Annotated in this window: 12 protein-coding genes; 5 read left to right on the forward strand and 7 right to left on the reverse strand. The window is 57.7% G+C overall.

Going from position 1 to position 12,070, the window contains the following annotated elements:
• Nucleotides 1-139 precede the first annotated feature (139 nt).
• Nucleotides 140-1,021, forward strand: coding sequence for an EamA family transporter RarD (gene rarD, locus ACW9HW_RS08530; RefSeq protein WP_457399429.1), 882 nt, complete (start codon nt 140-142; stop codon nt 1,019-1,021).
• Nucleotides 1,022-1,148: 127 nt separating this feature from the next.
• Here rarD and hppD read toward each other — a convergent pair whose 3' ends face one another.
• Nucleotides 1,149-2,225: a 4-hydroxyphenylpyruvate dioxygenase gene (gene hppD, locus ACW9HW_RS08535; RefSeq protein WP_095194752.1), complete on the reverse strand. Its 1,077-nt coding sequence runs from the start codon at nt 2,223-2,225 to the stop codon at nt 1,149-1,151.
• A 227-nt stretch (nt 2,226-2,452) separates the two neighbouring features.
• On the reverse strand, nt 2,453-3,418 hold the full coding sequence (locus ACW9HW_RS08540) for a DMT family transporter (RefSeq protein WP_457399432.1): 966 nt from the start codon (nt 3,416-3,418) through the stop codon (nt 2,453-2,455).
• 77 nt (nt 3,419-3,495) lie between these two features.
• Here ACW9HW_RS08540 and ACW9HW_RS08545 point away from each other — a divergent pair, with 77 nt between their 5' ends.
• The 3 genes from ACW9HW_RS08545 to ACW9HW_RS08555 all read left to right on the forward strand — a co-directional run bounded on the left by ACW9HW_RS08545 (nt 3,496) and on the right by ACW9HW_RS08555 (nt 6,614).
• Complete coding sequence (locus ACW9HW_RS08545; protein WP_095194750.1) at nt 3,496-4,368, forward strand: LysR family transcriptional regulator; 873 nt, start codon at nt 3,496-3,498, stop codon at nt 4,366-4,368.
• Nucleotides 4,369-4,480: 112 nt separating this feature from the next.
• Complete coding sequence (locus tag ACW9HW_RS08550; RefSeq protein ID WP_095194749.1) at nt 4,481-6,013, forward strand: EAL domain-containing protein; 1,533 nt, start codon at nt 4,481-4,483, stop codon at nt 6,011-6,013.
• 235 nt (nt 6,014-6,248) lie between these two features.
• Nucleotides 6,249-6,614, forward strand: coding sequence for a histone-like nucleoid-structuring protein, MvaT/MvaU family (locus ACW9HW_RS08555; protein WP_095194748.1), 366 nt, complete (start codon nt 6,249-6,251; stop codon nt 6,612-6,614).
• A 176-nt stretch (nt 6,615-6,790) separates the two neighbouring features.
• On the opposite strand, the gene ACW9HW_RS08560 is transcribed toward ACW9HW_RS08555, so the two are convergent.
• A complete protein-coding gene (locus tag ACW9HW_RS08560; RefSeq protein ID WP_095194747.1) occupies nt 6,791-7,315 on the reverse strand; it encodes a DUF4946 domain-containing protein in 525 nt (174 codons plus the stop codon).
• A gap of 145 nt (nt 7,316-7,460) precedes the next feature.
• Between ACW9HW_RS08560 and gloA the strand changes: the two genes are divergently transcribed.
• Nucleotides 7,461-7,982 (forward strand): lactoylglutathione lyase, encoded by a 522-nt coding sequence (gene gloA / locus ACW9HW_RS08565; protein ID WP_095194746.1) that lies wholly within the window; start codon nt 7,461-7,463, stop codon nt 7,980-7,982.
• A 265-nt stretch (nt 7,983-8,247) separates the two neighbouring features.
• On the opposite strand, the gene ACW9HW_RS08570 is transcribed toward gloA, so the two are convergent.
• The 4 genes from ACW9HW_RS08570 to ACW9HW_RS08585 form a co-directional block, all read right to left on the reverse strand.
• Nucleotides 8,248-8,430 (reverse strand): hypothetical protein, encoded by a 183-nt coding sequence (locus ACW9HW_RS08570; RefSeq protein WP_457399434.1) that lies wholly within the window; start codon nt 8,428-8,430, stop codon nt 8,248-8,250.
• A 48-nt stretch (nt 8,431-8,478) separates the two neighbouring features.
• Entirely contained in the window at nt 8,479-10,041 is a 1,563-nt protein-coding gene (gene ahpF, locus ACW9HW_RS08575) for an alkyl hydroperoxide reductase subunit F (protein WP_457399436.1), read from the reverse strand.
• Between the two features lie 130 nt (nt 10,042-10,171).
• Nucleotides 10,172-10,735 carry an alkyl hydroperoxide reductase subunit C gene (gene ahpC / locus ACW9HW_RS08580; RefSeq protein ID WP_095194743.1) on the reverse strand — a complete coding sequence of 188 codons (564 nt, stop codon included), beginning with the start codon at nt 10,733-10,735 and terminating at the stop codon, nt 10,172-10,174.
• Between the two features lie 234 nt (nt 10,736-10,969).
• Nucleotides 10,970-11,902 carry a site-specific integrase gene (locus ACW9HW_RS08585; RefSeq protein ID WP_457399438.1) on the reverse strand — a complete coding sequence of 311 codons (933 nt, stop codon included), beginning with the start codon at nt 11,900-11,902 and terminating at the stop codon, nt 10,970-10,972.
• Between the last annotated feature and the right edge of the window lie 168 nt (nt 11,903-12,070).

The raw sequence follows: 12,070 nt of genomic DNA on the forward strand, positions 1-12,070 counted from the left end.
TCAATGTTGACTGGAAGATCGCATTCGCGAGCAGGCTCGCTCCCACAGGGGATCTTATTGATCGAACGGACAATATTTATCACTAAAACAACGTATCCTCTGCGGCCGTTTTACCCACTCAAATTCACGCGAGGACAGCTTGTCTAAAGGTATCGCTCTATCGGTTTCAGCCTCGGTGCTGTTTGCCGTCATGTATTACTACACTTCGCTGCTCACCCCCCTGAGCGGCGTGGAGATTTTTGGCTGGCGCATGCTGCTGACCGTGCCGTGCATGACCGTGTTCATGGTGGTGTCCGGCGAATGGCGGCGTGTGGCTGACCTGGTGCGGCGGATCAGCCTCCGGCCGAAGTTGATCGGCGGCCTGATCGTCTCGTCGGCGTTGCTGGGTGTACAACTCTGGCTGTTCATGTGGGCGCCGCTCAACGGCTACAGCCTCGACGTGTCGCTGGGCTATTTCCTGTTGCCGCTGGCCATGGTGCTGACCGGGCGCATCGCCTACGGGGAACGTCTGTCGTATCTGCAAAAGGTCGCGGTGTTCTTCGCCAGCCTGGGCGTGGTCAATGAGTTGTATCAGGTCGGTGGTTTTTCCTGGGCCACCCTGGTGGTGGTCGTGGGCTATCCGCTGTACTTCGTGCTGCGCAAATGGCTGAAGGCTGACAACCTCGGCGGACTGTGGGTGGACATGACCCTGATGCTGCCGATTGCCTACTGGTTCGTGCACGGTGGCGAGCAAGGCTTCGGCGTCTTCGACCAACACCCGGCCCTCGCCTGGCTGATCCCGCTGCTCGGTCTGATCAGCGCCTCGGCACTGGTGGTCTACATCATCGCCAGCCGCTTGCTGCCGTTCAGCCTGTTCGGTCTGTTGAGTTATGTGGAGCCGGTGCTATTGCTCGGCGTGGCGTTGTTGCTGGGTGAAAGCATCAAGCCGGGAGAATGGCTGACCTATATCCCGATCTGGTTGGCGGTGCTGGTGTTGGTGTTTGAAGGGTTCAAGCACCTGATGCGCCAGCGCAGGCCTTGAGGCAAACACAAAACAAATGTGGGAGCGAGCCTGCTCGCGAATGCGGTCATTCAGTCAACATCAATGTTGAATCTGAAGACGCTTTCGCGAGCAGGCTCGCTCCCACAGTTTTTAGCGGTGGACCGGGTTAATCAGTGGACAACACGCCGCGACGAACCTGGTCGCGCTCGATGGATTCGAACAGCGCCTTGAAGTTACCTTCACCGAAACCATCGTCACCCTTGCGCTGGATGAACTCGAAGAACACCGGCCCCATCAGGGTTTCCGAGAAGATCTGCAGCAGCAGACGCTTGTCGCCCGATTCGGACGAGCCGTCCAGCAGAATGCCCCTTGCCTGCAGTTCGCCAACCGGCTCGCCGTGGTTCGGCAAACGGCCTTCGAGCATTTCATAGTAGGTGTCCGGTGGCGCGGTCATGAAGCGCATGCCGATGCTTTTCAGGTGATCCCAGGTCTTGATCAGGTCGTCGGAGAGGAACGCAACGTGCTGGATGCCTTCGCCGTTGAACTGCATCAGGAACTCTTCGATCTGCCCGGCACCCTTGGACGATTCTTCGTTCAACGGGATGCGGATCATGCCATCCGGTGCGGTCATGGCCTTGGACGTCAGGCCGGTGTATTCGCCCTTGATGTCGAAGTAGCGGATCTCGCGGAAGTTGAACAGCTTCTCGTAGAAGTTCGCCCAGTAGGCCATGCGGCCGCGGTACACGTTGTGGGTCAGGTGGTCGATGATTTTCAGGCCGGCACCGACCGGGTGGCGGTCCACACCTTCGAGGTACACGAAGTCGATGTCGTAGATCGAGCTGCCTTCACCGAAACGGTCGATCAGGTACAGCGGCGCGCCGCCGATGCCTTTGATCGCCGGCAGATGCAGCTCCATCGGGCCGGTTTCGATATGGATCGGCTGGGCGCCCAGTTCCAGGGCACGCTTATAGGCTTTCTGCGAATCCTTGACCCGGAACGCCATGCCGCACACCGACGGACCGTGCTCGGCCGCAAAGTACGATGCCACGCTGTTGGGTTCGTTGTTGAGGATCAAGTTGATTGCGCCCTGACGATACAGGTGCACGTCTTTGGATCGGTGGGTCGCGACCTTGGTGAAGCCCATGATCTTGAAGATCGGCTCCAGGGTGTTGGGGGTTGGCGATGCGAATTCGATGAACTCGAAGCCCATCAGGCCCATTGGGTTTTCGTATAAATCTGCCATGGTTGGCGCCTCATCATTCTTATCAATTAACAAAGGTTAGTTGCTAGCAATGCTGAGACCGGTGGGTGGCGCACAGGAGATGCCCCGCACGCTGCGGGCGAGGAAGTCACCGTAGATCAATTGAAACCCAAAACTCTTCATTGTCGACCCAAGGCTCTTGCGGGCGAGGCTTCTGCTGCCAGAAGACGTTATTCTTATATGCGTAACCTGATTCTACACAGCGTAAATCAGTTTGTCCGCCTTCTGTATAAAATCCGCTTTTTCCCCGTGGGCGCAAGGGGTTTGTTGCACAGGTAAATCCCCGCCAGAACCAGCCCTCCCCCCACGTACATCGCCAGCGTCAGTTGCTCGCCCAGCAGCAGCGCGCCGAGGATCACCGCTGTCAGCGGGTTCAGGGCGATAAACACACCGGAACGGGTCGCACCGATCTTGCGGATGCCGTCGTAGTAGCCAATGTACGCCAGGGCTGAGCCCAATACGCCCAGGTACATCAGGCTCAGCCACTGTGTCGGGCCAAGACTGGCGAGTACATCCACCCTCACCTCGCCGCGAAATGCGCAAGTCAGCCACAGCATCAAGGTGCCCAGCAGAATCGACCAGGTCACCGTTTGCACCGGCCCCAGGCTGTGATTAAGCTCCCTGGAGCACAGCGAATAAATCCCCCAGCCGAGTACGCAACCGAGAATCAACAGGTCGCCGATCCAGGCGTCGGGATTGTCGGCAAGCAGTTGCGGGTTGCGGCTGACGATCACCAGGCTTGCGCCGGCAATGCAGATGGCGATACCGACGATTTTCAGCCGGCTCAAGCGCTCCTTGAACATCAGCCACGAGGCCAGGCCGATCACCGCAGGGTTGAGCGCCACGATCAACGACGCCCGCGAGGCGTTGATGTAGTGCAGGCCATGAAAGAAACACAGGTTGTAAAAGAAGATACCGAAAAAACCCAGCAGCACCAGTTGCAACCATTGCCTGGGGCTGGGTCGCACCAGCCGTACGCGGGTCAGGAGTAAAAACAGCAGCAGCGCCGCACTGGCCAGAAGGAACCGCAGGCTGGCGGCAAACAGCGGACTGAGGCTGTCAGCCAGAAACCGCCCTGCCACAAAGGTGCCGCCCCAGATCATGGTGACCGTCGCCAGTTTCAAATAAACCGGCACATCGGACTGCCTGGACAGGCTTTGTTCACATGTGGACATAGGTCTCCGGATTTGTGATCGATTGGATGACGTATCATTGGGCTAATACTTGGTCATCGTAAAATGAGTAAAAGCTCATGACTCTCACTCAGCTGGAGATCTTCTCCACCGTCGCCGAGTTGCACGGCTTCACGGCGGCAGCCAATCGCCTGGGGATTACCCAATCGGCGGTGTCCCATGCGTTGAAATCCCTGGAGCAGGAACTGGGCGTCGAACTGCTGCGCCGCCATCAATCCCAGGTTGAATTGAGCGACATCGGCCAACTGCTCCTGCTGCGCGCGCGGGCCATGCTGGGGCTGGCCAACACGCTGCGCCAGGAAGCGGCGGATGCCCGGGGCATGAAGCGCGGCACCTTGCGCATAGGCTCGTTCGGCCCCACCTCATCAATCAAGTTATTGCCCTTGATCCTGCAGCACTACCGTGCCGAACATCCGGGCATCGAGGTTCACATCGATGAAGGCCCGGACCGTCAGGTGATCCAGTGGCTGGAAGAACGGCGGATCGACATTGGCTTTGTGGTGCTGCCGGACGAGCGTTTCGACACGGTGGCGCTGATGGAAGACCAGATGGTCGCGCTGCTGCCGGCCAATCATCCGCTGGCGATCCGCGACAGCGTGAGCCTGAGCGACTTGTGCCACGACCCTTTCGTGTTGACCGAGGCCGGATCCTCGGAGCTGGTGACACGGTTGTTCAACGCCGCCCGGTTGACACCCAACATCCGTTTTCGCTGCTCGCAGCTGCTGAGCACCCTGGACACGGTGGGGCGCGGCGACGGGTTGACCGTGGTCGCCGAAGGCTCGTTGCCCGAACTGAATGACAGCCGCCATGTGAAAAAGAATCTGTCCCCCGCCGTGGCCCGACAGGTCGGCCTGGCCGTACTCGATCAGCGCCAGGCATCTCCGGCGGCGCTGGCCTTCATCAAACTGGCCCAGCGACTCGATTACCGTTGAGCGGCATAAGTGCCAAGGGCCAACTATCATGGCTCGAACTTGAACGCTTCCTGCAGGGCGATGCTTCCTGCCGGTATTTGAGAGCCCTATTTCATTGTTACAGGTTTCGCGAATGCCCCTGAACGCCAAGACCCGCAAACGCAGCACCAGGATTGCTGTGACCCTCGCAAGCGGATTACTCCCGCTCGTGCTGGGTGCTGTCATACTTTATATGCAGGCTGAACGAACACTTAAACAAAGCGCTGAACTAACCGCCGAAGAGGCCATTCGCCAATTCGAACTGATGCTCGACAACACAGCGCAGGCTGCTCGGGAATTACTGCCGCTGGCCGGACAAAGTTGCATCGACGTCAACCTGGCGTTGCGCGAACAAGTCACCCGACGTCCCTTCGTGCGTTCGACCAATCTGGTGTGGGATGACACCATTTATTGCAGTTCCCTGTTTGGCGACTATCACGAGAAGATCGCATCCGGGGACTATACCGGTGGTCGTTTGCTATTAATGAAGGGCAACCCGGTCACGCCCGACACCGCATTGCTGGTGTACCGCCTCGGCGAAGGCAAACGCGGCGCCATGAGCACACTTGATGGCTACCACCTGAGTAACGTCTTGCGCATGATCGGCGGCAAGACTCTCCTGGTTTTGCAGGTTGGCTCCAATTGGTTGTCCGCCGACGGCCACTTTCATGATGATGCCTTGCCCGAATTTCCGGTGGCGCAAACCAGGCTCGACTCTTCCCGTTATGCCTTTGGCGTAGAGGCCGGTTTTCCCGAAGGCGAAACCTGGCGCTACATGAGCAGTGAATATCCGCCACTGTTCAGCCTGCTGATCTTTTTTGGTGCTGTTTCCGGTTTGATCGGGCACCTGCTGCAAAAACGTTCATCATCACCGACTCATGAAATGAAGCGTGCGCTGGAAGCGGCGGAGTTCGTTCCTTACTTCCAGGCGGTCGTGCACGGTGACAGCAAAAAACTGTCGGGCATTGAAGTATTGATGCGCTGGAATCACCCGAAAGAGGGCCTGGTGCGTCCGGACCTGTTCATTCCGTTCGCCGAATACTCCGGACTGATCGTGCCGATGACCCGTTCATTGATGCAACAGACCTGCGCGTTGCTGGCGCCGCTGTCCGCGTCGTTCAAAGAGCCCTTTCACATCGGCATCAACATCACCGCCAGTCACTGCCAGGATCTGGACCTGGTCGAAGATTGCCGCCGATTCCTGGCAGCTTTCGCGCCAGGGTCCATTTACCTAGTGCTGGAGTTGACCGAGCGCGAACTGATCGAGCCCACGCCTGTTACCCATCAATTGTTCGAGCAGTTGCACGAACTTGGGGTGAAGATCGCCATCGATGACTTCGGTACAGGCCATTCCAGCCTCGGCTACCTGCGCCAGTTCAATGTGGACTACCTGAAAATCGACCAGAGTTTCGTTGCCATGATCGGTATCGACACACTGTCCGGCCACATTCTGGACAGCATCATGGAGCTGGCCGCCAAGCTCGATCTGGCGATGGTTGCAGAAGGCGTGGAAACCCAGGTGCAAAGTGATTACCTGACCGCCCATAACGTTAACTTCCTGCAAGGCTATCTGTATGGGCGACCGATGCCCGGTGTGGAGTTCATTAGTGCATTAAGTGACCATTAACTAACGTTTTCAAGCGACGAGACAGCGATAGAACGCACCAATTTGAAACAAAAAACCGCTCTTGGTTACATGAAAAAAAAGACATGATTTACTCTTGCGCCATTAACTACTACAATTTTTCATGCCTGCGGTTATTTGGCAGGTGAGCCATTTATCACCGAGTCGCTTCAAGGCTCTTGGCTTATAGCTTTGTTTGCGGTTGGTATCAGCCAAACACACTATTGGAGTAAAGATATTGTCCAGACTCGCTGAATTTCGTGCAGCTGAAAAGGCCCTTCAAGAGCAGCTCAAGCAGCTTGAGTCCCTGAAGAACGATGCCGGGCTCAAGAAAGAAATCGAATTCGAAGAGAAGCTCCAGGGGCTGATGAAAACCTACGGCAAGAGCCTGCGCGACATCATCGCCATTCTCGATCCGAACCCGGCCAAATCCGGCCTGCAACAGGCTACGGCGCCTAAGACCCGCCGCGCTCGCGTGGTCAAGGTTTATCAGAACCCGCACACCGGTGAACTGATTGAAACCAAGGGTGGCAACCACCGCGGCCTGAAAGCCTGGAAGGAACAATACGGTGCCTCTACCGTTGATTCCTGGTTGCGCGGCTAAGCACTTGCGCCGTAAAAAAAAGCCCTGCGAATGCAGGGCTTTTTCATGAATAGCCGCTAAATGCAACGATGTTGGTCGATCAACTCGCTACTTGCCGGCTAACTTTTTGCTTAATCCTTTTGGGTATCTAAACATTTCCGCATGGGCATAAAGCCTGAAGTCACTAAAGTCTTCGATTAAAGTTTCAAGGCGCTACGCGCCGCCTGTATTTCATCCAGGCTGGCCTTATAAGCCTCGGCCTGCCCGGCGTAGGAAAGAACGTAGGCTTTATTGGCGTCCACTGCAGCGACCAAAGTTTGAGAAAGGACATGACGGCCGTTTTGCGTAATGGTGCAGGTGGTTTCCAGCGCCGACAATCGGCTCAAGGTCGTCGGATGAATCCGGTTGCAGACACTTTGATAGCCACCCTGAAAAAAGTCTTTTTGCACTGACTTGCGCATCTCCAGCAACACGCCTTCAAGGTTCACCTGGTGACCACTTTCCACTTGCGTCATGGTCAATTCCATCACCATCACCGGCGTGCCGCCCGAATCGACTTTCACCGCGCGCTGGCGGGAAACAGTGGAAGCGGCATCACTTGGGGCCATCTCTTCGACCTGCCAGCCCGCAGGCCAAATCATGACCGGCGCCTCTGCCCGGGCGCTGGCAACCCAGGACAGCATGCCAACCAGGACGAACACCGATGTACTGAATCGAATCATTGCAATCAACACTCGCGTTTTGAGCCGTGAAGTCTGAGCCCGGGCCGGCTGTCAGGCAATAGCCGACGCATTGGGTTTGGTGATGTCCGAACCCTTGCGTATCATTGTCGCCATTCGATAGCCCCGCTTATATTCCGGAGGGCCCATGAGCCTGCACGAACTGAACACCTTCCCCGGCGTCACCGCCCAACCTGATGCCGCGACGCAAAAATTTGTCTTCAACCACACCATGCTGCGGGTCAAGGACATCACCAGGTCGCTGGATTTCTACACGCGCATCCTCGGTTTTACTCTGGTGGAAAAACGCGATTTCCCGGAAGCCGAATTCAGCCTGTACTTCCTCGCGCTGGTCGATAAATCACAGATCCCGGCCGACGCCGCCGCGCGCACCGAGTGGATGAAATCAATCCCCGGCATTCTCGAACTGACCCACAACCACGGCACCGAAAACGACCCGGACTTCGCCTACCACAACGGCAACACCGACCCGCGCGGCTTTGGCCACATCTGCATCTCGGTACCGGACATCGTCGCCGCATGCGAGCGCTTTGAAGCACTGGGCTGCGACTTCCAGAAACGCCTGAACGACGGCCGCATGAAGAGCCTGGCGTTCATCAAGGACCCGGACAACTATTGGGTCGAAATCATCCAGCCTGCCCCGCTGTAAGCCTCACCGCAGAATCCCTTGTGGGAGCGGGCTTGCTCCGGGCGGCGTTCCGACGAAGGCGACTTATCATTCAGCATCTTAGTTGACTGACCCACCGCTTTCGCGAGCAGGCTCGCTCCCACAGAAAAGCCTGGCGCTTATCGAGGACCGGGATTGCTATTGGATCGAGATCATTCAGCCCGCACCGCCCTAAGCATCAGAGCAAAATCCCCTGTGGGAGCGAGCCTGCTCGCGAATGCGACTGATCATTCAATATCTTCGTTGACTAACCCACCGCTTTCGCGAGCAGGCTCGCTCCCACAAAGATCAATCCATTATTTGGATGGCGCAACACACAAAAAACCCCATGATCGCTCATGGGGTTTTTCTTTGCAGGAGCGAGCTTGCTCGCGATGATCATGAAATCGCCACGGGGTATCTGGCAGCCCGCGTTATCGTTGACGACCATCGCGAGCGAGCTCGCTCCTACAAGATTTTGTGTTTTCAGCCTTGGCGTTTATGCCGGGGCTGACGTGCGGATCAGATGATCGAAAGCGCTCAGGGAAGCCTTGGCGCCCTCGCCCACCGCGATCACGATCTGCTTGTACGGCACGGTGGTCACGTCGCCGGCGGCGAACACGCCCGGTGTCGAGGTTTCCCCACGGGCATCGACGATGATCTCGCCGCGCGGTGACAGCTCGATGGTGCCTTTGAGCCAGTCGGTGTTGGGCAACAGACCGATCTGCACAAAGATCCCCTCCAGCTCCACACTGCGCAGTTCGTCAGTCTGACGATCCTTGTAGCGCAGGCCGTTGACCTTCTGGCCATCGCCGGTCACTTCAGTGGTTTGCGCACTGGTGATCACGGTAACGTTCGGCAGGCTGTGCAACTTGCGCTGCAACACTGCGTCGGCGCGCAGTTGCACGTCGAACTCCAGCAGCGTGACATGGGACACGATGCCGGCCAGGTCGATGGCCGCTTCGACGCCGGAGTTACCGCCGCCAATCACTGCCACGCGCTTGCCTTTGAACAGCGGGCCGTCACAGTGCGGGCAGTACGCCACGCCTTTGTTGCGGTATTGCTGTTCACCCGGCACGTTCATTTCACGCCACCGCGCACCGGTCGCCAGGATCACGGTCCCGGCTTTGAGCCTGGCGCCGCTGGCGAATTGAATTTCATGCAGCTCGCCATTCGTGCCCGGCACCAGCTTGTCGGCACGTTGCAGGTTCATGATGTCCACGTCGTACTGCTTGACGTGTTCTTCCAGCGCCACCGCCAGTTTCGGCCCTTCGGTTTCCTGCACCGAAATGAAGTTCTCGATAGCCATGGTGTCCAGCACCTGGCCGCCGAAACGCTCAGCCGCGACACCGGTGCGAATGCCTTTACGCGCGGCGTAGATGGCCGCCGAAGCACCGGCCGGGCCACCGCCGACCACCAGCACATCAAAGGCTTGCTTGGCGCTGATCTTCTCGGCCTGACGCTCGATGCCGCTGGTGTCGATCTTGGCGATGATTTCTTCCAGGCCCATGCGACCCTGACCGAAGTTCACCCCGTTGAGGTAGATGCTGGGCACCGCCATGATCTGGCGCTCATCGACTTCGGCCTGGAACAGTGCACCGTCGATGGCGACGTGGCGAATGTTCGGGTTGAGTACCGCCATCAGGTTCAGCGCCTGGACCACATCCGGGCAGTTCTGGCAGGACAGCGAGAAGTAAGTCTCGAAGTTGAACTCGCCTTTGAGCGAACGGATCTGTTCAAGGACTTCGACACTGGCTTTCGAAGGGTGGCCGCCGACTTGCAGCAAGGCCAGCACCAACGAAGTGAATTCGTGGCCCATCGGGATGCCGGCAAAACGCAGGCTAATATCGGCGCCCGGGCGATTGATCGAGAACGATGGCTTGCGGGCATCGTCACCGTTGTCGAGCAAGGTAATTTGAGTAGAAAGACTGGCAACGTCTTTCAGCAGTTCGAGCATTTCCCGGGATTTCGCACCGTCGTCGAGGGAGGCAACGATCTCGATCGGTTGGGTGACCCGTTCCAGGTACGATTTCAACTGGGCTTTAAGATTGGCGTCCAACATACGGGCGATTTCCTTTACTGAATTTTTTGCATAAAAAAACGCCCGAGCGAATCTCGCCCGGGCGTTTCTATTGGGCGGTGCAGCTTACTGAGCAGGTGCGGTGTTCCGCCCCGGATTACGCGTCACAGACTTAGATCTTGCCGACCAGGTCCAGGGACGGAGCCAGAGTGGCCTCGCCTTCTTTCCACTTGGCTGGGCAAACCTGGCCCGGGTGAGCGGCAACATACTGGGCAGCCTTGATTTTGCGCAGCAGCTCGGAAGCGTCACGACCCACGCCGCCATCGTTCAGCTCGACGATTTTGATCTGGCCTTCAGGGTTGATCACGAAGGTGCCACGGTCAGCCAGGCCAGCTTCTTCGATCAGCACGTCGAAGTTGCGGGAGATCACGTGAGTCGGGTCGCCGATCATGGTGTACTGGATTTTGCCGATGGCTGGCGAAGTGTTGTGCCAGGCAGCGTGAGCGAAGTGAGTGTCGGTGGAAACGCTGTAGATCTCGACGCCCAGCTTCTGGAATGCGTCGTAGTTGTCGGCCAGGTCTTCCAGCTCGGTTGGGCACACGAAGGTGAAGTCGGCAGGGTAGAAGAACACGACCGACCACTTGCCTTTCAGGTCAGCGTCCGACACTTGTACGAAGTCGCCGTTTTTGTAGGCGGTAGCTTTGAACGGTTTAACTTGGCTGTTGATGATAGGCATCGTTGACTCTCCGTCAGGGGTTAAGAACTTGATGGCGTTCACTTTAACCACTCGACGGACGGTTGGCTCATTGGCAAACCTGATGCTGCTGATTGGCTTTCGCTATTAGCCAACAGTATTAATAGAAGAAAACGATCTTGTGGGAGCGAGCCTGCTCGCGATGGTCGTCAAACGTTGACACGTACCTCCTGAATGAACGCAGCGCCCTCACGTCCATCGCGAGCAAGCTCGCTCCTACAATGGTTTTTCGGTGAGGCGGGTCATGCCGAGAAACGGGCTGGCCTCGATGTAGCGCATGGCGGATTTCATGTCCTTCCAGCCCACATAGCTCATCAATGACTTCAAGTCCCAGCCGCTCTGATGTGCCCAGGAGGCAAAACCGCGGCGCAACGAGTGGCTGGTGTAGTGTTCGGCGGCGATGCCAGAACGCTCAAGCGCCTGACGCAGCAATGGGATCACGCTGTTGGCGTGCAAGCCCTCCTCGCTCAAATGGCCCCAGCGATCAATGCCGCGAAAAACCGCTCCGCGCACCAGAGCGGCCTCAGTGATCCAGGCGATGTATGCCTGCACCGGGCATAACCGCTGCAAGGCCGGGGTCTGGTAAGTCTTGCCGAGGTTTTCCCGGTCACTTTTACTGCGTGGCAGGTACAAGCTGATGCCGGAGCCGGCTGTGGCTTGCACATGTTCGACCTGCAAACGACACAACTCGTCGCTCCGGAAGCCTCGCCAGAAGCCCAACAGGATCAACGCCGTGTCGCGCCTGGCTCGCAACAACCCCGGTCGATCACCCTGCCTCAGTGCGGTTTGCGCTTCTCGCTCCAGGGATTCGATCACTTGTTCCAGATGCTGAAGCTGCAACGGCTCGGCCTGTTTCTCCTGGGCCGGATGCAATGCACGAATCCCCTTGAATACCTGGCGTACCACCGGCGCTTTCGTCGGGTCGGCGAAGCCCTGACTGTTGTGCCATTGCGCCAGCGCCGACAATCGCAGCTTCAAGGTATTGATCGACAGCACACCGGCATGGGCGACCAGATAACGCGCCACGCTGTCGCTGGTGGCCGGCAGAAATCCACCCCAGGTGACTTCGAAGTGCTCGATGGCTGCGCGATAGCTGCGACGGGTGTTGTCGCGCGTGGCGGCTTGCAGGTAACGGTCGAGCTCACTCATCGCAATGGCCTTGCGGGAAACCTGTGGGAGCGAGCTTGCTCGCGATGGTCGTGAACGATAACGCGTGAAACCTGATACCCAGCGGCGTCTGTGAATTCATCGCGAGCAAGCTCGCTCCTACAGGGGGTGTACACATGGAATATCTCAAAACCGCTTTAACACGGGGTA

It is taken from the genome of Pseudomonas sp. SDO5532_S415 (assembly GCF_054071155.1).